Below are 22577 nucleotides of genomic sequence, written 5' to 3'. Positions count from 1 at the left end.
TTTTATCCCTCGGCCCAAATCAGATAAATTGGCGGTTTTCATCCGCGATGAGTGCTGCTTCCCGCAAGATCCAGCCAAAAAGCAGCATCAAGGCCCCAAGAACAAAGAAGAACAGTTCTCCCCCATCCAGGGTCACATCAATTGACCGTTCGCCGGGTGGAAAATCATACGTCAAAAGCACCGAGCCAACTGGATCGCTGATCAGGTCAAAAGTTGCAAAGGCGATGAGCCAGACCCCAAAGGAAATGACACTGGCGAGGGTTTGGGGCGAGAAAAACTCCATGCTTTGGAACCGCTTGAAAACCTGGCGAATGTTCCAGCCGGCCAGCATCAAAAGCACAAATGCGATGCCGGATACGATCGACAAGCCGAAGCGCTGGATTTGAGGGATCTCGCCCAGCGGACGTTCGATGTCGGCGAAATCGATGGTTTCGTCAGGTGCGATCATCAGTTCGTTCGGCAGAGAAATCCCAACAATCACGATAAGGCCGAAAATCAAGATCAGGACCAGAATTCCGCTGACCATCCATTTCATGAACGCAGATACCCGCCTGATCCGTGTCAGTCGTTTTTCGCGTTCGGACCATTCCATCTCTGTCATGATTTCCTCCGGCCTTGATTGGGAAAAGGCCAATATACTTTGATAAATCAATTAGTTCTACGAACTCAGAGCCTTTGGGCCAGTGCATTCAGCGCGCGTTCATCCGTAAGGGAAGATGTTGGCACGCGGGTGAGTGCTGCCCTTTGACGAAAAGAGCCTCTAGTCCATTTTGAAAAAAAACGCAAACTCAAAACATTGCGGTTGACAAAATAATCATCGTTGTGATTTTTAAAATTATCGTTTCGCAATAATTATTGATTGTTGTGGCGCGGGTTTGACGAGATAACCGAAGTGAGACCTCCCATGGTAAGTTCCTTTACCAATCGCGATAGTTGCGTTTTTTATGGCTGTTCGCCGCGGCCAAAACCGTTTCGGCGCCTCCGGAATTCCTTACCGAATACAAGGCATTGGCTGGTAAAGCCCTTTGTATTATGCGCAGCCCTAGCTGTTCTGGTCGGCGGGGCCAAAGCCGCCGACATGCCAGTCGCTGGTGGAACTGATTTTGTTCCAATGGCTCCTGCCGGGTCCATTTGGGCAGGACCGTATCTCGGATTTGAGGCCGGTGGGTCTCAAACAGTCACGGATGTGAAAGCGGGCGGTCAGAAGAAAGACTATTCCCGTTTCGATGCCGCGTTTGGTGTTTTTGGCGGCTACAACTGGGAAGTTTCCCGGGTGATCTTGGGTGTGGAAGGGGCCGCGACCTATATTGGTGACACGAAAAAAGGTCAGCATCCGGTGCTTGGAACGATCGAGACCGGGTCCAAGTGGTCGGTGACCGCAAAAACCCGGGTCGGTCTGCCAATCAACAATTTCATGCCGTATATCAGTCTTGGCGTTGCTGCGACCGATCACAGCCTGAAGGCCAATGGCCGGACCGAGAGTTCGGTCGGGCTTGGTGCGGTTCTTGGCGCCGGTGTGGAAGTCGCCATGCACGACAACTGGCGTCTTCGCGCCGATTACACATTGACCGGGATCGCCGACACCAAGGATACCTTTGCCGGAACGCAGGCCAAGCGTACCGCCGGCAACCATCGTTTGATGCTCGGTATTTCGCGTGCCTTCTAACGACCTCAATCCTTGAAATACAACTACGGCTGCGCATCGATAAACGCGCAGCCGTAGGTCTTTTTGTTTCAGTTGTTCCTAGCCATAGACCAGATTTGGCAGCCAGGTGATGATGCCGGGGAACATCATACAGAGCACCAATCCGATGATTTGAAGCGCCAGGAAGGGCAGGGCGGACTTGAAGATGTCCGTCATCGGGATGTCCGGGGGCGCAACACCGCGCAGATAGAACAGCGCATAGCCAAACGGTGGCGACAAGAAGCTCATCTGCATGTTGACGAGATAAAGCACCCCGAACCAAAGGACGAGGTCGTCCGGGTTGTCGAGCCCGAAGGCCGCTGCGCCGAGTGCTTTGACGATCGGCACGAAGATCGGCACACAGAGCAGCAGGATCCCGACCCAGTCGAGGAACATGCCAAGGATCACCAGCACCACCTGCATCAGGATCAGGATGCCCCAGGGGCCGAGGCCGGTGGCTTCCAGAGCGCCTTGCACAAACTGCTGGCCGCCTTCCAGGACGTAAAGCCCGACAAAGATGGTTGCGCCGAACATGATCCAGATAACCATGGCGGAGGCCTTGAGGGTTGTCAGAGAGGCCTCGCGCAGTGTCTGCCAGTCAAGGTTCCGGTGAATGGCCGCCACGATGATGGCCCCGAAAGTCCCAATCCCGGCCGCTTCCACCGGCGTTGCAACACCGGTAAAGATGACCCCGAGAACGATTGCGATCAGCGCAATCGGCGCTGACATGCCGGACATGAGCCGCATTTTTTCCTTGAATGGAATGCGCTCTTCTTCCGGGATCGGCGGGCCTTTTTGAGGGCTTATCGTGCAGGAAATGATCACGTAGAGGATGTACATCCCCGAGAGCAACAGCCCCGGCACGACCGCCCCGATGAACAGCTCTCCTACGGATTGTTCGGCCACGACGGCATAGATGATCGCAAGGATCGACGGCGGGATGAGAATGCCAAGCGTACCCCCGGCCATGATCGATCCCATGGCGATCTTCGGGTCATAATGACGTTTCAGCATGGCAGGCAGGGCGATGATGCCCATGGTAACCACCGCCGCACCGATGACCCCCACCATCGCCGCCAGAACTGTGGACGCAATGATGGTTGCGGCCGCCAGTCCGCCCTTAACACCCCCTAGCACCTTGTAGATGACATCGAACATGTCGTTGATGATGCCCGCTCGCTCCAGCATCGACGCCATGAAGATGAACAAGGGGATCGCCGAGAGCTGGTAGTTCGTCATCAGCGGGAAGATGCGCGACGGCACGATATTCAACGCGCGTTCGTCGCCCAAAATGAACAGGAACACGCAGGCCAAGCCGCCGGTCACGAAGGCGAGCGGAAGACCCGCCATCAACAGCACCAGCAGTGATCCAAACATGATGAGTGTTAGCCACTCAATGCCAATTTCAAGACCCATTCTTTAGGTCCTCCCCACAAGCGCGCGGAGGTCCTGCGCGAATTTCGATATGCCTTGAAGCACCAGAAGCAGCCCGCCGATGATCATGACCATTTTCATCGGCCACAAGGGGACTTCCCACTCGTTGAAGCTGATTTCGCCCCAGCGGATGTTCGGGTCAGTCCACTGGGCAAGGTTCCAACTTGTGATGACTTCTCCAAAGCCGATCTCGCCCCGGGCCCAATCCGAAATCAGGGAGTTTCCGGAGGGAACGGCAATCGCGTCGAACGCGAAAATCCAGGACGTCACCAAAAGCGTGCCGGCAAAGATGAAGAAGAAGACCGAGGTCAGCAGATCCACGATCGCCTTGCGGCGTTTGGAAAGTGGCGCGTAGAAGATGTCGACCCGGACGTGGGACTCCGTCAGCATCGCATAGGAGCCAGCAATTAGGTATTGCATGCCGAACATCAGGTACATGGCTTCATGCGCCCAGTTCGTGGGGCTGCCGAAGACATAGCGGCTCATAACCTCGAAGTAGTAGACAATCACCGCGATCACGGCCCAATAGGCCACAAACTCGCCGCAGAAGAGCGAGAGGCGGTCGATCCATCCGGTCCAGCCGCTCGAAACGTAACTCGCGTCGTCTTTCCGCTCCGCCTCTTCAAGGGCTTTCAGCTTGAGTTCGGCTTCGCTGAGCTCCGGTTCTGGCGGCAGGTTGGAATTGGCCTTGCGCACAAGACCGGGCAGAAGGATCGCGTCGATCGCCACCCCGGCCAGGATAAGCCAGAAGGCATACTTCGCGATGTTTTGCCAGAATTCCAGATTGGCTTGCGCTTCTTCAGCCGCCGGTCGTGCGGTTTCCAGGTCCGCTTCGGCCTCGGCCATGCGTTCGCGACCTTGTTGGATCCTCTGTTCAGCTCTGCGGACATCGCGCTGAGCTCGCCGTTCGGCAAAGCTTCCGGCTTCAGCTTCCGTGAGCTTTTGGCGCATTTCCGGCAGTTCAGCTTCGGCAGAGCTGACCCGGCCGCCTTCACGGTCAAGTGTCCGTTCTGCCTGGCGAACGAGGTTGGACATGTCGGAGGCGACCGACCGCGCATCCTGCCCCTGGGAATTGGCAAAAAGAATGACAATGAAGACCGGTATATAGAAAAGGCCAATCATGCTTTTGAGGTAAAGCCTATGCAGTCCTAATATGCCGCCGGTTACCAAGATGAAATAACCCAGAACGGTTGAATATTTCCGTTCTTTGGGTTTTGGCCGCTTGGCCAGAGTTGCCGCGATGATCGGAAACAGGATCAGGCCGAGCCAATAGGCCCAGTGCGGCAGAGTGAAATCCAATTGAGGCATGCCTTGTCCTTCCCCCGGGCAGTCGCAGTCTCCACACGAAGAGGCGTCTGCCCTGACACCTGTTGCCGCCCGGCTTTAAGAAAAGCCGCACAGCTCAGGGTGGCGTGCATTGTTGTTCGGCGAACCTAACGTCGAGGTGAGAGGTCCGCGCAGTTTCCTGCGCGGACTTGGTGATATCCTACGTAGCCGGTTTGTGGCTTAGAGCTTCAGCTCCAGGCCTTCCGTCAACGACGGATCCACGTAGCCCAGCGAGCCGGACATCATGTAGTCGAGTTGCATTTTGAACACACGGGCGCTGTCTGCGTCGCGGTTTGCATAGTTGAACCAGATCGGAACAGCGACCTCGGTCATCAGCTCGACGTCGTCCTGCGTCAGGCGGGTAACTTCCGTGCCGTCTGCTTCGAACTTCGCCCAGGCATCTTGGTCGGCCTTCTGGATCGCAGCATGGTGTGCGTCGGAGTAAACATGTGTTTCCATCTCGACGAACTGCTGCATCTGCGGGCTGAGCTTGTTCCAGGCGTCCATGCCGACGGTGATGTCCATGATGTCGACCGGCTGGTAGAGCGACATGAACCCTGGAGGACCCATGACAATGTAGTCGGTAACCTGGCTGAACCCGAGGGCATAGTTGACTGCCGGACCGACATAGTCGGCAACGTCGATGGTGCCTTTTTCAAGCGCGGGGAAAATCTCGGACCCCGGCAGAACCGTTGTTTCCGCGCCAATCTCGGTGAAGACCTCGGCAACCATGCCGCCCGGCAAGCGCATCTTGCGGCCGCGGAAGTCATCGATAGACCGGATCGGCACTTTGGAGTGGATGATGTTCGGGCCGTGGTGTACCGGGCCGACGAATTTCATGCCTTGTTTCTCGTACAGTTCACGGGCGATATCGATGCCGCCCAGGCCGTAGTAGAAAACATCAAACTCATGCGGGTTGCGCAGGCCAAGCGGAATCGATGTCAAGAATGTTGCCGCCGGAATGATGCCCTGCGCGTAGATCGTAAACGGGTTTACGGCGTCAAGAACACCGTTTTTCACCGCGTCATAGAGCTGAAAGTCACCGACCACGTCGTTCGCGCCGAACGGCTGGAACGCCAATTCGCCGCCAGTTTTCTCGACGATCGTTGCGCACCAGTCCTTGAAGATCTGCAGGCCAGCGCCGCCGGGCCAAGAGGTCTGTATTTTCCAGGTGGTCGTTTGCCCTTGGGCAGTCGCGATGTTCGGGGCTGCAAGAGTCGCGGCACCGGCAACGCCAGCGCCCGCAATGCCGCGAAGTGCGTCGCGGCGGGTCGTAAGCTTCGTCATAAATTCCTCCCAATTCGCTTGAGAGAGATCATCTGAAGAGCGTTTCGGCAGGCCTCCCAACCGTGCCGTGGAATGTGCCCGTTTTTTATTGTTCGAAGCAATGCTGCGAATGTTCAACAAATCTAACGGGTTAGTAGATTGCCCTCAGTTTTTTATCTCCCAGCAAGATAAAAGGATAGGACAGTTTCAAAGTTCGGCAACTATGCGATCTCAGATAAATATTTTTTCTTTTTTGGAAATAATCGGTTCTACTATCAATTTAAGTGAGCGTAATGGAAACTATCCATTTTGAAAAGTTATCTGTCAGCGATGACGACCCGGTCAGCCCAAAGCTGCCAGGCCGGTCAGATCTGCGAGAACTGCCTTTGGGGCAAGGTCGGTGTATTCATCTGGCATTCCGGTGCGGTTCATCCAGACCGTCCGGAAGCCAAACGCGGTTGCACCGGCAACATCCCATCGATTGGAAGACTGGAAGGAGACTTCTTCCGGATAGATGCGGAAGTGGGTCGTCACCATTTCGTAGGTTTGCGGGTTGGTCTTGAAGGTCCGCAGCTCATCAACGGAAAAGATCTCGTCAAACAGTTCGGTGAGACCCGCGGCTTTGGCCGCTGCATCAAGCATGGCCGGTGATCCGTTGGACAGGATCGCGATCTTGGCTCCCGTTGCTTTCAGGTCGGTCAAAACCTGCGGGACTTCCGGATAGCAATCCAATTCCCAGTACGCATTCAGGAGGTCGTCTTTCATCGACTTATCAGCGGTTGGGACCAGCGCAAACGCGGTGTCCAAACCCTCCTGGGTCAATTCCCAGAAATCCTTGTACTGGCCCATCAAGGCCCGCACCCAGGAATATTCTAGCTGCTTCTCACGCCACAGAGAGGATAGCCGTTGCGCATCGGGACCCAGTTTGGCTGCATGTCTGCGCACAGCGGCATGCACATCAAACAAAGTTCCATAAGCATCAAAGACATAAGCGGCGTGAGCCATAACGGATCCTTCAGCACAAGAAATACACGAACGCGGCAGAGAACCTTGAGTCTGAACCAAGGTCAAGCAAAAGCCGTTCGAATAAAATCAAATGCCTATCGCCGTTGCCATCCCGTCACGGCTGGGCCTAAGGGAGCTGCACGGAGCCGTCGTCGTTGACTGTCCAGAACGGATTGAATGCGATTTCCAGCAAATGCCCGCCCGGAACTTCCACATACGAAGAATATCCTCCCCAGAACACTTCTTGGGGTTCTTTGATCGAGCGGGCACCTGCAGCAACCGCCTTTTCAAACATCGCGTCGACATCACCACGCTCTTTGGCGTTCCATGCCAATGTCATCGCACCAAATGGCGCAGTGGTGACCTCAGACCCGATCTCGTCCTCAAGCGCGCTGCGATCATAGAGTGCAAACACACCGCCGGGTATCTGGAAAAACACGACATGCGGGGAGGGCGCGGCATTCACCTGCCACCCTAATCCGGTCTCAAAAAAAGCCCGCGCTGTCATGATATCGGGAACAATGAGAGTGATCATTGAAATGCGCTGATCCATTACGAGTATCTCCAAATTATTGAACAAAGAGGGAACAAATTATCTATGGCGCGGTTTTCTTGCAAGCGCTGATCGCAAATTCGCACCGCAATGAAATTGTTCATTGGCGATAAGTGGGACGCCAACCCTGCTCAATCTCAATAAACTCGTCTGGAAGAAATATCCTGGTTCGCGTAATCATGAGACCGATTCCGGTCCCAAAAAGTCAGCTGGAGGAATAATATGACTTGCAATCCAGATGTTGTGGGTAAGCTATTGACCCGCGGGCGGTGGCGGTGTTCTGTCCGGTCACGGATAACAAACACCCAGAATGATCGAAAGGGAGAACGATGAGCGGCTGGAGCGACACCTGGACCTGGATTGACGGGACTTGGCACGAAGGGAATCCGCCGATCATGGGCCCGCGGACCCACGCTTCCTGGCTCGGGTCAAGCGTCTTTGATGGCGCCCGTTTTTTCGATGGCGTGATGCCGGATATCGATCTCCATAGCCAACGGGTGAACGATTCCGCAGTCGCTCTCGGCATGAAGCCAACCATGAAGGTTGGGGAGATGGTGGAGCTGACCAAGGAGGGCTGTGCCAAGTTCGGCAGCGACAAGCAGATCTACGTCAAACCGATGTACTGGGTGGAAGGTGACGGTCCGGGTGTCATCAGCGGTGATCCGGACAGCACACGGTTCTGTTTGTGTCTGTTCGACGCACCGATGGCACCGAAGGATGCAGCGTCCAGTATCACACTTTCTCCGTTCCGCCGTCCGACCATGGAATGCATGCCGGTCAATGCAAAGGCCGGGTGTCTTTATCCAAACAATGCGCGTGCGATGCTGGAGGCCAAAGGGCGGGGGTTCGACAATGCCGTGGTCCGCGACATGCTGGGCAATGTTGCCGAACTGACGTCTGCGAATATATTCATGGCAAAGGATGGCAAAGTTCATACGCCTGCGCCGAACGGCACATTCCTGAACGGAATCACCCGCCAGCGCGTCATTCATCTGCTGCGGTCTGCTGGATATGACGTTTTTGAGCGCACACTCGGTTATGATGAGTTTTTGGAAGCTGATGAAATCTTCTCAACTGGCAACTACAACAAGGTGACGCCGGTCAATCGGATCGAAGAGCGTGATCTGCAGCCAGGTCCGATCGCCGCTCGGGCACGTGACCTGTATTGGGAGTTCTCCCACGCCTGATTGGGGCCGCTCAATTGAACAGACAAAAGCCCTGCAATGCGTCCATTGCAGGGCTTTTTGTTGAGCCGTAGCGCCCGGTCAGTTCTGAACGCGAACCGGCTGAACCTTCGGGGCAACGAGTGTCGTGTTGGCACGCTTGGCTTTCGTGAGAGCGGAGCGTTGCATGGATTTGACCTTGTAGCCTGATAGTGTTCCAAGGCTTGCGCTGTGCACGCTGTCGCAATGGTTCAAAACTTCATCGTAACAGCTGTTCGGGTAGCCTGGTGTGGTCTGGTTACAATGAGATATCCAGTTGTTGTAGCATTCGCCAAGTGTTGAGCCATCACTTGGTGGTGCAGCAAACGCTGCTGTTGCGCCGAATGAAATAGATCCTGCAAGTGCAACAGTTTTAATAATCGAATTTACAAGTTTCACATCTTTCTCCCAAGTCATTTGCAGTCGTCATTGACTGTGACGCGGAATGTAACGGCGGAATTCTCCTTCTGACGTGTTCTAAATCACACGTTTTCAATTTAGATAAAATTCGATCATTTTTTGGTGAGGGGCGCTTTGCAGTAGCTCATAGCCCGGCAAGAGCGGCCGCGATCACAAGAGCGATGGCTGCGGCAATTGATGGTGCCTGGAAGGAGCCCGTCACGCCATGCAATTGCCCAGCGATCCATGGTCCTGCAGCCTGACCCAGGCCAAAACTGGCTGTCAGGGTTGCCAACATCTGGCGAACTGCGGCCGTCCCGGCCTCTGCCGTCAAACGGCGTCCTTCGGCAAGGCCAAGGGCTGTGATGCCCATAAAGGTTCCGCCCAGAAGCGCTGCTCCGGTCAGAAAGATGGTTGGTGAGGTGCTGACCGCTGTCATCGCGACGCCGCCTGCTTCTACTAGGCATGCCAACGCGAAGGCCCGGCGGGCACCGAGTTTGGCGGCGATCAAGTTCCAAACATAGATTGATGGCGCTGCCGACAGACCAACAACCAGCCAGACATAAGGCTCGATGTTTGTCAGGGACGGGGTCGTGCGTGCCATGACCGAAACAAAAGTCGCGGTGATGACATACCCGAAGCCGAACAAACCATAAGCAGCAACCAGACGGATGACCGTTGGGGACCAGGTGCGTCGGCCGTCTTCTGGGGCGCGATTGCCATCAGCCGGCGCCGTCGGTGAAGTGTTTGATCTTGTCGGAACAAGAACGATTGCCCCGACTAGAAGGATTGCGGTCGCCAGTCCGCTTGCAAGCCACAAGGTTTGCCAGTCCGCAGCGTTGTGATTGAGAGCCGCGATCAGGACAGCGGAGAGGGCAATGCCAATGCCAACTCCAGAAAAATGCACTGCAGACAGGGCGCTGTGACCGGCTGTGGTCAGCCGTTCCAATATAAGAGTGGTCGAAAAAACTAGAACAAAGGCGCTGGCCAGGCCACTGATGAAGCGAATCATCATGAAGAACCACACATCACTGTTGAGGGCCATGGCTGCACTCGTCAGAGCACTGAGCGCGAGCCCAGCAAGGAACCAGGTTCTGGGTGTTCCGCCCAAAAAACGGGATGCGCCGATCAGAGCGCCAGTCAGATAACCGAGGAAATTCGCAGATGCGATCAGTCCGGCCGCACTCGGCGTCAGCGGGATGCCCTCGGCCATGGAGGGGAGGATCGGGGTGTAGACGAACCGTCCAATGCCCATGGCCGCGGCCAGCGCCAGCAACCCACCAAGCGCGAGGCAAACCGAACTCCAAAAGGACTGTTTCATGGAAGGATGTCTTGTGTCTGGAACGGCGGGCGGAAATATCCGAAACTGTTTGTAGATGCCGGTTTATGGCCCTGCAAGCCTTCAACTGAAGGGGGGCATGATTGTGTCTAATCAAATTGTCTGGTGTGCAGATAAGTATTATTAACAGTTAAAACAAATATTCGCGGCACTGGACGTGCGTAAAAGCGACATGGTTTCACTTCGGAAATTTCTTATTCATTGTTCGTTCGTAGTGTTGGCACGCTCACTCGTGAGCACGAAACACTTTTAAATTTAAGGCAGGACGAACATATGCGTCTTCTATTGGCTACTGCGACCGCAGCCTTTCTCATGAGCCCCTTGGCCGCTCGGGCCGAGACCGTAAAACTCACGACGCTGGAATGGCCGCCTTACGTGATGGCTGATGCCAGCGGTCCGAGCTCGGACGCTGTCAAGGCAGCGTTTGAAAAGGCCGGAATTTCCGCTGAAGTGGCTGTTTTCCCTTGGAACCGGGCAATCAACCTGGCGCAAAAGGATCCTGAGTGGATCGGCGTTTACCCTGAGTATTATGCCGAAGACAGCGATGCGGAAAAGGGTGGCGACCGTTGCCTGTTTTCAAAGTCTTTCGGTGTTAGCCCGGTTGGGTTCGTTCAACGCAAGGATTCAGACTTCTCCTGGTCGTCCCATGACGATTTGAAAGCGCACAAGATCGGCGTTGTTCGGGGATACAACAATGAAGAGAAGTTCGACAGCATGGTGGCAGCTGGCGACATCGCGGTAGAGGAAGCTGACGACGATTCGCAGAACATTCTGAAAGTCGCGGGCGGCCGTTCTGCTGCAGGCGTGATCGACAAGTTGGTTTTTGAGCATCTTGCACAGAACGATCCGGCTGTTGCCAAGGTTGCCGGTGATCTGAAGTTCAACGACAATCTGCTCATTGAACACGGTCTTTTCATCTGCTTTGAAAACTCCGATGCCGGAAAGGCGGCGCGGGACAAGTTCAACTCCGCTCTCTGACGAGCGCTTAAGAGCTCACTAAAACATGGAAAGCGCGGCACGCTGCGCTTTCCAGACAGTTCCGATTACCCGCGGTGTAATACGGATCATAACCGAGAGAATGTAATGCGCTGCGCATTGGCCTTAAGTGCCTTGATCATTGCAACGTCTTCGCTGTCCTTTGCGTCTGAGGCGCTAAGGCTGACCACGCTTCACTGGCCGCCTTACGTGGAAGCGACGGGCGAGGGGCCGAATACCAACACGGTGCGGTCAACGTTTGCGAAGGCTGGGATAGAGGTTGATGTTCAACTGTTTCCCTGGAACCGCGCAATCATGCTTGCCGCTGATGACCCGAACTGGATCGGTGTTTATCCAGAGTATTATTCGGCTGACATAGACGCAGAAGCCAACGGAGACCGGTGCCTGTTTTCAAAACCATTCGGCGAAAGCCCGGTTGGGTTTCTGACACCATTAAGCAGCTCTTTCGACTGGGAAACGCTCGATGACTTGCGATCCTTCGTCATCGGCGTGGTTCGAGGTTATGTGAATGAAGCAAAGCTCGATCAGATGATCGCAGACGGGGACATCATCGGAGAACTGGCTGAAAACGACACACAGAATATCTTGAAGGTCGCCGCTCGGCGGGCTGATGCCATTGTGATCGACAAAAATGTCTTCAACTATTTGAAGGCCGAAGACGCTGGTGTGGCCTTTGTGGCGGATAGTTTGCAGTTTCACGAAAAGCTGCTGATCAACCACAGTCTTTATGTGTGTTTTGAGAACTCACCAGCCGGCCGTGAGGCGAGGGAGCTGTTCAATCGTCATCTCACAACGTCGGGTGACAAGGGTCAATCCGACCCTGGTCTACCGAATACGCAATGAAAACTTGAAACCGGCCTTTGGGGCATGACCTCAGGAACAGAGTAGAATAAGCGTTGCATTAGCTCAACGGTGAACGCCTGCCAGCGGCAACCGCCTCTTCTTCGGAGCAGAACCAGCGCTCTCCCGCAGCCTCGTTGATCCGTGTCCTGCTGTAGTGCGGTGACCAGGGTGTGTGGTAGATCCGTCCGCGGGCGGAAATGTTTCCCTTGATTGGAAAACCTGCCGGTGCCTTTGACCCTGCAACTTGCCATTTTTGCTGCCTGAAGTCCAAAGGCGCTTCAGCAATGCCCGCCCAAAGACCTGCGCCATTCAGCCGAGCCATTTCCTGTTCGGTCCGATAGGCATCAGAGTATCGCAAGAACGCATACGCATGACCATCTGCAACCATGGCTTTGTTCAGGTTCTTTTTGCCGGAAAAACAGGTGGCGAGTTTCCGGTCGTAGGCGTCGGTTTCATTTCCCCTGCACGTGACATCACCCTGCTTTATCAGCGATTGCAGGTGCTCCTTGGCGGTTAAGCCGCATCGATAGCTTTTGCCCGCAGACGTGAGGCAGGTTTGGGCGAGTTCGGGTGCATCAATTCCTTCAAGGCGGACCCGCTCTCCGTTCACAACGAGCGTATCTCCGTCAACAACCCGAACGTCAGCCGCCTGGATCTGTTGGGGCTGCGACGCAGCGATAATCGTAAAAGCAAACAGCCACAGCGCTGGCCTCACCGCGCCAGGATAAACACTGCCCATCTTGGAAAAACTCAACGAATCAAATGGTGTAACAGACGGATTCTTGCCCTGATCGCACCGCTAGAACAACAGAACTAACCGCCAGTGCGACCGATGTCTGTGGATGGACGCGGGCGCATCTGAAGTGTGAAGTGTCTGTCTTCGGTCTTCCTTAACGGAAAATGTGGTTACGTACCGTGTCGATTTGTACGGCGAGCGGAACCACACATGATCGAGAAACTGGAACGGGCCCTGGCGCTTGGGGCGGCTTGCTGGAAAGTGTTGCTCCTTGACAAGGAGATGCTCCTGTTTCCGATCATGAGCGCCTTGGCACTTGCTCTTGTGATTGGGTCCGGAGGCTGGGCGATCTACACGACGCCCGAACTTCAAGCTTTCTTCCAGAGCATCTTCGACAGCGAGCAGCCGGATCAGGATCCTCGGTTCTGGGCGCTGATGTTCGTTTTCCTGTTCATCAATTACTTCATCATGATCTTTTTCAACGCGGCGCTTCTTGGCTGTGCCCTAATCCGGTTCGCCGGTGGAGATCCGACGGTCATGGACGGTCTCAGTCTGTCCATGCGCAGACTGCCGCAGATCCTGCTTTGGGCCTTGGTGACGGCATTTGTTGGTTGGGTTCTGCAGCTTCTTGAAAGCCGGTTGAAGGGGCTGATGCGCTTTTTCATCAACTTGCTCGGGGCCGGTTGGGCTGTTGCCACGTATTTCGCAGTGCCGATTTTGGTGGTGGATGGTGTCGGTCCGGTGACCGCAATCAAGCGATCAGTTCAAGCCGTTCGAAAAACCTGGGGCGAAGCGCTGGTCGGGCATATAGGCTTGGGGGCTTTGAATTTCCTGATTTTGATTGTGGCGATGCCAATCTTGATGCTTGGGATCTTTTCCTTTGAGCAAAATCCGACTTTGGGCAGTGGTTTGGCCACTGTGGGCGTGACCCTGATCCTTGTCGGGTCTGTCGTGGTGACCACACTCAGCGCCATCTTGCGGGCTGCGCTTTATATCTACGCCGTCGAGGGTGAGATGCCGCTCAACTTCGATTCCCGCTTGATCCGGAACGCATTTCAGCCGGACAAGCGATAAAACAAAGAAAATTTTTCTTTATTTTCAAAACGCGCCTTGCCGAGCGCAGGTGACGAACCTATTTTGCCGCTCAACACGGTACGCGGCCGTTTTGGTCAGCACCGCTGTTCATAGAACACATGAGGAGTTTGCCATGTCTTTTGAATTGCCTGATCTGCCGTATGCTTATGACGCTTTGGCCCCGTATATGTCTGCAGAAACTCTCGAGTTTCACCACGACAAGCACCATCAGGCCTATGTCACCAAAGGCAATGAGCTGCTCGCAGGCAGCGGCCTAGAAGGCAAGTCTCTGGAAGACGTTGTGAAAGAAAGCTTCGGCAAGAACGCACCTCTCTTCAACAACGCCGGTCAGCACTACAACCACATCCACTTCTGGAAGTGGATGAAAAAAGACGGTGGCGGCACCTCTCTGCCGGGCGCTCTGGCTTCTGCCATCGACAGCGACCTTGGCGGCTACGATAAGTTTCGTGCGGACTTCATTGCAGCTGGCGTCGGCCAGTTCGGTTCTGGCTGGGCATGGCTGGCAGTCAAGGACGGCAAACTGGAAATCATGAAGACCCCAAACGGGGAAAACCCGCTGGTTCACGGTGCAAGCCCGATCCTGGGCTGTGACGTTTGGGAGCATTCCTACTACATCGACTACCGCAATGCGCGTCCGAAGTACCTGGAAGCCTTCATCGACAACATGATCAACTGGGACTACGTCCTGGAGATGTACGAAGCTGCAACGAAGTAAATCTTCGCTTCTGCGACGTTTCCGCCCCCGGCCTCAATCGAGACCGGGGGCTTTTTTGTATTCGGCGGACGTTCGCGCACTATTTCTTGATAACGGTTGTTACATTTCAAAGCTTGCAACGCCCGCAACTTTCCGCTCCCCTAGACTTATGCGGCTGCCGGGATGGACGCTCCCACACGCAGATCCGCTTGAGCAAAGCTGAGACCTGTCAGTGAGGAGAGGACCATGCGGACCATTTCGAAGTGCATTTCCATTGTTTCGATCGCGATTGCAGCCAGCCTTGGGGCGGCCCAGGCGGACGATGATCCAATTGGTGACCGGCAGGCGATCATGTCGTCCGTTGGTGCAGCCGCTGGGCTTGGCGGCGGCTTGATGAAGGGCGAAATCGCCTATTCGCCTGCTGCCGGCAAAGCGGCCATTGCCGCCATGCGTGCAGCCTCCCTTACTTTTGGAGACTATTTCCCGGATGGATCAAACGCGGGCGACACAGAAGCCGCTCCGGCGATCTGGGACAACCGGGCCGGATTTGATGCCGAGATCGCGAAGTTCGCTGCTGCAACGGGCACGGCGATGGAAGCAGCCGGACGCGCCGGACCAGCCGATCTTGATGCCTTCAAAGCGGCGATGGGGCCAGTCTTCGGGACATGCAAGTCATGCCATGAAGGGTTCCGGGTCAAAAACTAGGGTTTCCGGGATCCATAACTCGGGGTGAGGGGAGAACCGTCATGAAAAAGCTCTTGCTGTTCGTGATCGTGCTGGGCGTTGCTGCGGCGCTCGCGGGCTGGTTTCTCTCCGCCCCAACCCGGTTGGACGAAAACACAGTTGCCAATCTCGGACCGGGCGATCCCGTCAATGGTGAGCTTGTGTTCTGGGCATCTGGATGCAGTTCCTGCCACGCAGCGGCTGAGGCGAAAGGTGATGACAAGCTGAAACTCGGTGGCGGGCTGCGTCTTGAAACTCCGTTTGGCGTTTTCGTGGCACCAAATGTCTCCCAAGACCCGAATGATGGTATCGGGAATTGGTCGGTCGCTGATCTGGCAAACGCGATGACACACGGGACATCTCCGGACGGCCGGAATTACTACGCGGCCTTTCCGTATGCCTCTTACGCCCGGATGGATCTCGCGGACATCAATGATCTCTTCAGCTTCATGAAGACCCTGCCGGCTGTCGAGGGCGGTGCCGGGCCGAATGAGCTGGCCTTTCCTTTCAACATCCGGCGGGGCGTCGGGCTTTGGAAACGAATGTTCCTGGACCCGGCTCCGGTTGTTGCGGCACCTGTCGGTGGAGAAGATGTGGATCCCGCAGTTTGGGAGCGGGGACGGTATCTCGTGGAAGGCCCGGGCCATTGCGGGGAATGTCATACGCCGCGCGATTTTGCTGGAGGCTTGATCCTTTCCGACTGGTTGGGCGGGGCACCGGCTGCAACGGGTGAGGGGCGGGTGCCGAACATCACCCCTGTCTCGGGAGGATTTGGCAGCTGGAGCGCATCTGACATCGCCTATTACCTGGAAAGTGGATTTACACCGGATTACGATTCTGTGGGTGGCGAGATGGTGCCGGTTCAGGAAAATATGGCCCGCCTTCCGGCCTCTGACCGCGAGGCGATCGGGGTTTATTTGAAAGCAATCCCGGATGTTTCGGGCGCTGCCCAATGATCGCGAGTTGAACTGGACAAGATTTTCCCAAGCATGACTGATTTCACCGTTACGGATGCTGATCCGTCCCGCGACCTTGAAGACTTCAAACGGTTGTTCCGGGCCTATGTGGACTGGCTTGGCATTGATTTGTCGTATCAGGGCTTTGAGGAAGAATTGGCTGCATTGCCTGGCAAGTATGTACCGCCCTTAGGGGCGCTAATACTCGCGAAGACGAGCTCTGATGTCTCGATCGGCTGTGTGGCCCTGCGGCCCATGGCTGATGACGGCATTTGCGAGATGAAACGCTTGTATGTCGCGCCTGAGGGACGGGGCAGCGGGGTCGGCTCCAGCCTGGTGTCCGCCGTTCTGGAACGGGCTAGAAGCGCAGGCTACCGCTATATGCGGCTGGATACACTTCCCACCATGGAAGGCGCTATTCGTTTATACAAGGCTGCAGGGTTTGTGGAGATCCCGGCCTATTATGATACGCCCATAAAAGAGACTGTTTTTCTCCAGTGTAGTTTGTAAAACCGCCACTGAATTATGCGGTGCCGGCAATGCGGTGTGATGGCCGCATTACCGGTTTTGATTAAGCGTCTTGCAAACTGCAGGATCAAACCCGCAGTGGCGGCATGTGGCTGTTACGCGGGATTCACTGCGAACACTGCCTCGATTTCCAGCCGGAGATCCGGTGAAAACAGCTCCTTTACAAACACAAGAGAACTGGCCGGCACGTTTTCACCGTAGCGGTCTGTGAGCACCTTTCGGACTTCGGGAATGTCAGCCGGATCCACCGCGAAGATCGTGACCTTGATCAGGTGCTGCAGGGATGTGTTGCAGCTCTCAGCTAGAATGGAGAGCTGGTCCAGAATGGTTTGTGTTTGCTCTGCTGCGCCTTCGGACTGGCTGTTTGAGCCAAAGGCTGTCAGGCCCGACGTGTAGAGCGTGTCACCGTGGATCACGGCATGGCTGTATGGCCCGGCCACGGGGCCAAGTTGATCGACGTTTTGGCGAATTGGAAGCATGATTTCTCTCATGATCGGAGCGCCTAACCCGGGAAGCGCTGTGTGATGTAGGCGGTGGCGTTTTGGACAAAAGGGCCAAAGCAGAATGCAATTACGGCGGCAGCCGGCCATGCAAGCCGGAATGCAGACATCCATTGACCAAGGAAAGCGTCGCTCCAGCCGAGATTGATCAAGGTGACCCAGCAGGACATCAGAAACGACAAGAAGAAGGACATCAACGCGGTCGAGATCAGGCGATGTCTCATGCGTGTGCCTTGATCGCATCGGCGAAGGTTTTGTCTCCTATTTCTCCGAGCGCTTCGATGTGCCTTACCTCTGTGAGATTTTGTGCCATATAGGCTTTGGTGTGGTGTGCCTCGAAATGTGCGGCCAAGGCATCCGGATTGGTCCAGCACTCCCACAAGGTGAATTTTGTTGGTTCTTTTAGGTTCTGGCGAATTTCAAACAAGATGCAGCCTGGTTCTTCGCGCGTTTGCGCAACCAGCTTCTGAAGTTCGGTTTCAACCTGCTCAAGCTTCGAGCCTTCGGTCATTTCGATACTGGCGCTGATGAAGTAGTGGCTCATGATTATCTCCTGTTTTGTTTGGGGACAGGAGAGGTATATGAATTTCATTTTTCATGATAAATACCGATTATCGACAATTTAAATTCCGAAAATGTAATCATGTTGGATGATATTGCGCTCTTTGTACACGTCGCCCAAGCCCGCAGCTTAACGGGTGCCGGTACAGCGCTGGGCCTGCCGGCTGCGACTGTGACCCGCCGTTTGCAGCGGTTGGAAGACAAGCTCGGGCATCAACTGGTTCATCGCTCCGCCCGCAAATTCGCACTAACGTCGGAAGGTGAAGCGTATTTTCAAGCCTTCGCCGGGATCGTGGAGCAGGCGGAAGTCACAGCGCGCAACTTGAGCGCCGACATGTATGAGCTCAGTGGGCCTCTCGTTGTCGCTGCGCCAACCAATGTTTCTGTTGGGGCCCTCCAGCCAATGTGGACCGCCTTCATGCGGCAGTATCCAGGCATTCGTCTGGACTTGCGACTGAGCAATTTCAACATCGACCTGTTGGATGAGCGAATTGATCTGGCCCTGAGAATTGGCCCGCAGCAGGATCAGCGTCTTTATCAAAGAAAGATTGGATCCATTTCGACAGCGGTGATGGCAGCCCCATCCTATCTTGAGGGGTGCAACATGCCGGAAAGTCCAGACGATCTCGAGCAGCATGCCATCATCGCCGTCCGAACGATCCCGGCCTGGCGGTTGAGCCACAGGTTGACTGGCAGCACTTCCGAGTTGCATCTCAAGGGAGATGTGATTGTTGATGATATCGCGCTCGTCCGTCAGTTTGCAGAGGACGGGTTTGGCGTGTGTCTATTGAGTGTGACTGAAGCTGCTGAGCCGCTAGAGCAGGGCCGACTAAAACTTCTCCTGCCGAACTGGCAGGGTCAGCAACGGGATATCTACGCTGTCTGGCCAACCGGTAGGCTCTTGAGCGCGCGTGCAAAGTGTCTACGGGAGTTTATGTGGACCTATCTGGCCGAAAGACCCGTGTTTCAAGGACAGCTACCCGCGGTATCAACTTTGACTTAAGTGGTCAGATAACGCCGCCGCAGAGTACTGGTCTTGCACATTTTCCGGCAACGCCGAGACATAATAGCGCGACAGATCAGCTGATCATATCAGGCTGTGTGGGGCTGGCAGCGATAGTAGGGTTGATAGTCGATGTAACCGCTCATCAGGGTCAGGAAAGCCTGGCACTCGTCCCGCGTCTTAAAACAGGCTGTCCGGGCAACCGGGAAAGGCTCTCCCCAGTTCGCTGCGCGACCGCCAGCAATCCCTTTCCAACCGCTGCCCTGAAACGTGCGGCAGTCATACTGAGTTCCGGATACGACCGGAATGCTGCCGCGGTCGGTATTGTAGGTTGGTGCAAAAAGAATATCTGAAGGCGACTGGATCTGGCAGGCACTCAGGGCGAATGCGAGAGTGCCAACCGCAATGAGTCCAAGGCGGTTTCCGGCATTTCGAGTTTTTCTCACAAAATTCGGCATAAAGACCTCTGGCAATCACGGACGGCATCTCTGTCCAGAGATGTCTTTCAAATCAGAGTTCCGTCGTACAAACATCTGGTCGAAACGTCAAAAGCTATTGTGGCGCAAAATCCGATATGACCAGATTGTTGGCCTTCTGAAATACGACAACGGACCGATGGCTTTGCCACCGGTCCGTTCAAGAGAAAGGCAGATCTTCCAAAAGAGATGAATTCTGCGGAGTGGTTCGAGTCGATCAGGTCAGCCAGTCGGACGGCGGTACGTTGAAGTCGAACGGGTTGTCCAGTCCCTGATCCACGTCATCCCATGCCTGGTAGTGACCGTCTTCCTGCAGCTGGAGGAAAATTGCTTCCAGCTGAGCGTTCAGGATTTCCATGCCGCCCCAAGCATCACCCATGCCGGCAGCAAATTTCTGGATCTCGTTGTAGAGCCCGTCCGGAATTTGGTTGAAGTCGATCTGGTCCTGGTCGGAGAACATAAAGAACAGCTCGTCTTCAAACTCGTAAGTCCGCTCAGCGCCGTTCATATAGACGATTTCGCCTTCAAACATCACTGACAGTGTCATTTCATACATGCCGAAATCGTTCAACTCGAGCTCAATGCCGAGTTCGAAGGCCATTTCGAATTCTTCAATGCCGTAATCGAAGGCCTCGCCATAAATTTCAAGCGCCTGCTCGTATCCGAACGCAGTCATGATCGGGTTGCCGTTGGCGTCGAAGGCTTCAGCCTGTATCTCCATCCCGGTTTCGAAAGCCATCTCGACAAAGAGCTCCCGGAAGGCATTGTCATAGAAGCTGCCTTCAAATTCATGCGCAATGCCGACCTGATACTCCACCGCGACTTCTTGGCCGTTGAAATTGATGGTCTTGATTTCTGTCGTTCGTTCTTCGGCCAGCGTGAGGATGTCAATCTGTCCGTACTCTGTGGTGTACGTGTAGTTTTCCATCTCGAGGCTAAAGTTTACCTGCTGCTCGCCTGAGCCTGCCTGGACATCAACCTGGGAGCTGAGTCCGCCCTGCGGCCCCTCCGCAAGGTTGCCAGTCGGCAGATTGTCTTTACCGTCCAGATTGTAGGGGTCCAGGTTCAAGAACGGCAGATCGTTGAACTCGACCGGACTGGTCGAAACATCCAATGCGTCCGGCACCGTCCAGCCGAATTCATCCAGATCGGTCATGAAGGGAGCGGTGTTGGTGGTTCCGTTCTGATCACCCGGCGGCCCAGCCGGGATATAGAGGTCTATCGGCATGACTGGCGCGGTGTTGATTGAAAACGGCAGGGGATGGGTAGGCTGGTAAGTCATTGTTTTGCTCCTCCGCAAGGACCATCGTTTTGGACACTGTTGTCCGGTGGTGACGGTTACGATTTGGTCGTGATCGGAGAATATTTCAAATTAAACTGTCGTCATTAAATGTCTGTAATATTAATATTATTCTTCAAGATCTCTGATCTATATTTCGTTATCCGAATAAATACTCTGAAGAAATATTGGAGAAGAGTTGTTGTTATTTGACCGGAAGGAAAAATACCGGCGCGAGCGGCGCCGGTATGTTTCATAAGTCTCGGATGCTCGGCTCCTTTCGAAACGATCAGCTTTAGGCGCTCAATCGATTGCGATTAAGCGCCCGCTGATCTAGTTGACTGTAATCCAGCGCAGCATCAGGAAATTATCGGCCCGCTGGGTCAGATCGACCGTGTCCTTGGAGCCCCATAGCAGGGGCTGGATGTGGAGCGGCACGTAGACCACATCGTTGCGGACGGTGAGAGCGATCTCATCCAGCATTTGCTGCCGCTTGACCGGATCAATCTCCCGCTGGATTTGCGGCAAGAGCGCATCCACCTCGGGGTTTGAGTAGCCGCCAAAGTTCCAGCTTCCGAGCTTCTTCTCATCATTTCTCGTGGTGACGAGGAACCGGATTGGGTGTTCGGCGTCGAATGTTCCGGGTGACCAACCCAGGAGATACATGTCGAAACTGCCAGAACGGAGTTCTGGCCAGTAGCTGCGGACCGGCATGGCATTCAACTCTGCGCGCATGCCTGCCTGCGTCAGCATCGCCGCCATTGCCTTGCACAGCGCTTCATCATTGATGTAGCGATCGTTTGGGCACATCAGTCCGAAAGAGAAGCCATCTGGATAACCAGCGTCTGCCAGCAAGGCCTTGGCAGCGGCTGGGTCATAGCCAAACCGGTCTGTTGCTGCAGAGCTGTATCCTTTCATTTGCGGGCTGACGAGTTGCGTTGCCATTTCCGCGCTGCCGCGCATGATCTTGTCGATCATGGCTTCGGTATTGATCGCCATTTGCACCGCTTTGCGAACCCGAACGTCCTGGAAGGGGTTTTTCCCGGTCGTTTCCTTTGAATACTTCAAGGTGTCGTGGGCGTGCCCGAAGCCGAGCATGATGACCCGGGCCTCAATGCCCTGATGCAGTTTCAATCCTTGCTGATTGGCAACCCGATTGACGTCCTGAACCGGAACCGGATTGATCAGATCGACCTGACCGGAGAGCAGTCCAGAAACGGCCGTCGCCGGATTGGCGATCGGCAAGAAGGTGGCCTTGGTGAGATTGTGCTCCTTGGTATCCCACCAACCATCAAACGGTTCCAGCACGGTCTCGACGCCGGGTTGCCGGCTGACGACCTTGAACGGCCCCGTGCCGTTTGTGTTCAGCGTGGCATAGGTTTCTGCGTCCTTCGCGGGAAGGGCGGCATCATTTGCTTCGGCCCAATCCTTGTCGAGGATCATGAAGTTTGCGATGGAATCGGGAAAGATCGGGTCGGGGGCGTGGGTCAGGAAATCGACCGTAAAGTCATCGACGACTTCAACGCTCTTTACCGGTGCAAACCAGGAGGCGGTGTCCGAGGCCTCGGATGAAGCGCGTTGGTAGGAGAACAACACGTCTTCAGCGGTAAACTCAGCTCCGTCATGAAACTTCACGCCTTTGCGCAAGTTAAAGCGCCATCCGTCCGTTCCGATCGGCTCCCAGCTCTCGGCAAGGGACCCCTCGATGTCCATGGACTTGCCGCGCCTGACAAGACCTTCATAGACATTGTTCAAGAACCCGAGCACCGGGGCGGAGTTGACTGCATGCGGGTCCATCGTCTGCGGATCGGTCGGTGACGACCAGCGCAGTTCAGCAGCCTCGGTCACCGAGGCGGACGTGAGAAGGGCGGCGGTCAGTGTGAAACCGGCGGTGCGCCGAAGCCATCTGGACGATGTACGGGTCATGATATCCCTGCTTGTCATTATGAAGTCACTCTGATCACACTAAGCGACTTCAC

At 55.1% G+C, this 22577-nt stretch carries 25 protein-coding genes; 10 read left to right on the top strand and 15 right to left on the bottom strand.

Annotated elements, in window-relative coordinates:
- Positions 1–19: 19 nt before the first annotated feature.
- Positions 20–601, bottom strand: coding sequence for a hypothetical protein (locus RBB44_RS22440; protein WP_209002142.1), 582 nt, complete (start codon positions 599–601; stop codon positions 20–22).
- Positions 602–1078: 477 nt separating this feature from the next.
- Here RBB44_RS22440 and RBB44_RS22435 point away from each other — a divergent pair, with 477 nt between their 5' ends.
- Positions 1079–1666 carry an outer membrane protein gene (locus RBB44_RS22435; RefSeq protein ID WP_133946704.1) on the top strand — a complete coding sequence of 196 codons (588 nt, stop codon included), beginning with the start codon at positions 1079–1081 and terminating at the stop codon, positions 1664–1666.
- A 78-nt stretch (positions 1667–1744) separates the two neighbouring features.
- Here RBB44_RS22435 and RBB44_RS22430 read toward each other — a convergent pair whose 3' ends face one another.
- The 5 genes from RBB44_RS22430 to RBB44_RS22410 all read right to left on the bottom strand — a co-directional run bounded on the left by RBB44_RS22430 (position 1745) and on the right by RBB44_RS22410 (position 7268).
- Complete coding sequence (locus RBB44_RS22430) at positions 1745–3100, bottom strand: TRAP transporter large permease subunit (RefSeq protein WP_133946705.1); 1356 nt, start codon at positions 3098–3100, stop codon at positions 1745–1747.
- 3 nt (positions 3101–3103) lie between these two features.
- Positions 3104–4426 carry a TRAP transporter small permease subunit gene (locus RBB44_RS22425; RefSeq protein ID WP_306150055.1) on the bottom strand — a complete coding sequence of 441 codons (1323 nt, stop codon included), beginning with the start codon at positions 4424–4426 and terminating at the stop codon, positions 3104–3106.
- 198 nt (positions 4427–4624) lie between these two features.
- Positions 4625–5731, bottom strand: coding sequence for a TRAP transporter substrate-binding protein DctP (gene dctP, locus RBB44_RS22420; RefSeq protein WP_133946707.1), 1107 nt, complete (start codon positions 5729–5731; stop codon positions 4625–4627).
- 321 nt (positions 5732–6052) lie between these two features.
- Positions 6053–6715 (bottom strand): haloacid dehalogenase type II, encoded by a 663-nt coding sequence (locus RBB44_RS22415; RefSeq protein ID WP_306150054.1) that lies wholly within the window; start codon positions 6713–6715, stop codon positions 6053–6055.
- 127 nt (positions 6716–6842) lie between these two features.
- Positions 6843–7268, bottom strand: coding sequence for a VOC family protein (locus tag RBB44_RS22410; protein ID WP_306150053.1), 426 nt, complete (start codon positions 7266–7268; stop codon positions 6843–6845).
- 329 nt (positions 7269–7597) lie between these two features.
- Between RBB44_RS22410 and RBB44_RS22405 the strand changes: the two genes are divergently transcribed.
- Positions 7598–8455 (top strand): branched-chain amino acid aminotransferase, encoded by an 858-nt coding sequence (locus RBB44_RS22405; protein ID WP_209173980.1) that lies wholly within the window; start codon positions 7598–7600, stop codon positions 8453–8455.
- 78 nt (positions 8456–8533) lie between these two features.
- Here RBB44_RS22405 and RBB44_RS22400 read toward each other — a convergent pair whose 3' ends face one another.
- On the bottom strand, positions 8534–8869 hold the full coding sequence (locus RBB44_RS22400; protein ID WP_306150052.1) for a hypothetical protein: 336 nt from the start codon (positions 8867–8869) through the stop codon (positions 8534–8536).
- Positions 8870–9014: 145 nt separating this feature from the next.
- Complete coding sequence (locus tag RBB44_RS22395; protein WP_306150051.1) at positions 9015–10190, bottom strand: YbfB/YjiJ family MFS transporter; 1176 nt, start codon at positions 10188–10190, stop codon at positions 9015–9017.
- 291 nt (positions 10191–10481) lie between these two features.
- On the opposite strand from RBB44_RS22395, the gene RBB44_RS22390 reads away from it, so the two are divergent.
- Both RBB44_RS22390 and RBB44_RS22385 read left to right on the top strand, forming a co-directional pair.
- Entirely contained in the window at positions 10482–11186 is a 705-nt protein-coding gene (locus RBB44_RS22390) for an ABC transporter substrate-binding protein (protein ID WP_306150050.1), read from the top strand.
- 105 nt (positions 11187–11291) lie between these two features.
- Positions 11292–12047, top strand: coding sequence for an ABC transporter substrate-binding protein (locus RBB44_RS22385; RefSeq protein WP_306150049.1), 756 nt, complete (start codon positions 11292–11294; stop codon positions 12045–12047).
- Between the two features lie 58 nt (positions 12048–12105).
- Here the strand turns inward: RBB44_RS22385 and RBB44_RS22380 are convergent, their stop codons facing one another.
- Entirely contained in the window at positions 12106–12786 is a 681-nt protein-coding gene (locus RBB44_RS22380) for a thermonuclease family protein (RefSeq protein ID WP_306150048.1), read from the bottom strand.
- 207 nt (positions 12787–12993) lie between these two features.
- On the opposite strand from RBB44_RS22380, the gene RBB44_RS22375 reads away from it, so the two are divergent.
- The 5 genes from RBB44_RS22375 (at position 12994) to RBB44_RS22355 (ending at position 16761) form a co-directional block, all read left to right on the top strand.
- On the top strand, positions 12994–13857 hold the full coding sequence (locus RBB44_RS22375; protein WP_306150047.1) for a DUF6159 family protein: 864 nt from the start codon (positions 12994–12996) through the stop codon (positions 13855–13857).
- A 133-nt stretch (positions 13858–13990) separates the two neighbouring features.
- Positions 13991–14593, top strand: coding sequence for a superoxide dismutase (locus RBB44_RS22370; RefSeq protein ID WP_008192782.1), 603 nt, complete (start codon positions 13991–13993; stop codon positions 14591–14593).
- Positions 14594–14818: 225 nt separating this feature from the next.
- Positions 14819–15277 carry a cytochrome c gene (locus tag RBB44_RS22365; protein ID WP_133946717.1) on the top strand — a complete coding sequence of 153 codons (459 nt, stop codon included), beginning with the start codon at positions 14819–14821 and terminating at the stop codon, positions 15275–15277.
- A gap of 41 nt (positions 15278–15318) precedes the next feature.
- Positions 15319–16251, top strand: a complete 933-nt coding sequence (locus RBB44_RS22360) for a cytochrome c (RefSeq protein ID WP_306150046.1) — start codon at positions 15319–15321, stop codon at positions 16249–16251.
- A gap of 33 nt (positions 16252–16284) precedes the next feature.
- Positions 16285–16761 carry a GNAT family N-acetyltransferase gene (locus tag RBB44_RS22355; protein WP_306150045.1) on the top strand — a complete coding sequence of 159 codons (477 nt, stop codon included), beginning with the start codon at positions 16285–16287 and terminating at the stop codon, positions 16759–16761.
- Between the two features lie 113 nt (positions 16762–16874).
- Here RBB44_RS22355 and RBB44_RS22350 read toward each other — a convergent pair whose 3' ends face one another.
- The 3 genes from RBB44_RS22350 to RBB44_RS22340 are packed head-to-tail and all read right to left on the bottom strand — an operon-like array spanning position 16875 to position 17823.
- Positions 16875–17270: a RidA family protein gene (locus tag RBB44_RS22350; protein ID WP_306156164.1), complete on the bottom strand. Its 396-nt coding sequence runs from the start codon at positions 17268–17270 to the stop codon at positions 16875–16877.
- Positions 17271–17281: 11 nt separating this feature from the next.
- Positions 17282–17503: a DUF2798 domain-containing protein gene (locus tag RBB44_RS22345; protein ID WP_306150043.1), complete on the bottom strand. Its 222-nt coding sequence runs from the start codon at positions 17501–17503 to the stop codon at positions 17282–17284.
- Positions 17500–17823, bottom strand: coding sequence for a putative quinol monooxygenase (locus tag RBB44_RS22340; protein WP_306150042.1), 324 nt, complete (start codon positions 17821–17823; stop codon positions 17500–17502). Before RBB44_RS22340 ends, RBB44_RS22345 begins: the two co-directional genes overlap by 4 nt.
- Before the next feature lie 99 nt (positions 17824–17922).
- Here RBB44_RS22340 and RBB44_RS22335 point away from each other — a divergent pair, with 99 nt between their 5' ends.
- Complete coding sequence (locus RBB44_RS22335) at positions 17923–18843, top strand: LysR family transcriptional regulator (RefSeq protein ID WP_306150041.1); 921 nt, start codon at positions 17923–17925, stop codon at positions 18841–18843.
- A gap of 89 nt (positions 18844–18932) precedes the next feature.
- On the opposite strand, the gene RBB44_RS22330 is transcribed toward RBB44_RS22335, so the two are convergent.
- The 3 genes from RBB44_RS22330 to RBB44_RS22320 form a co-directional block, all read right to left on the bottom strand.
- Positions 18933–19301, bottom strand: a complete 369-nt coding sequence (locus RBB44_RS22330) for a hypothetical protein (RefSeq protein WP_209178503.1) — start codon at positions 19299–19301, stop codon at positions 18933–18935.
- Between the two features lie 235 nt (positions 19302–19536).
- The gene (locus RBB44_RS22325; RefSeq protein WP_306150040.1) at positions 19537–20601 is read right to left on the bottom strand and encodes a hypothetical protein; all 1065 of its coding nucleotides are present in this window, start codon (positions 20599–20601) and stop codon (positions 19537–19539) included.
- 330 nt (positions 20602–20931) lie between these two features.
- Positions 20932–22524: an ABC transporter substrate-binding protein gene (locus RBB44_RS22320; RefSeq protein ID WP_306150039.1), complete on the bottom strand. Its 1593-nt coding sequence runs from the start codon at positions 22522–22524 to the stop codon at positions 20932–20934.
- Positions 22525–22577 lie beyond the last annotated feature (53 nt).

Origin of the sequence: Roseibium sp. MMSF_3247, from assembly GCF_030733765.1 — a bacterium.
In the GTDB taxonomy this organism is placed as follows: domain Bacteria; phylum Pseudomonadota; class Alphaproteobacteria; order Rhizobiales; family Stappiaceae; genus Roseibium.
Note: the sequence above shows the minus strand (reverse complement) of the source record. Positions and strands in the feature narration are given on the sequence as shown.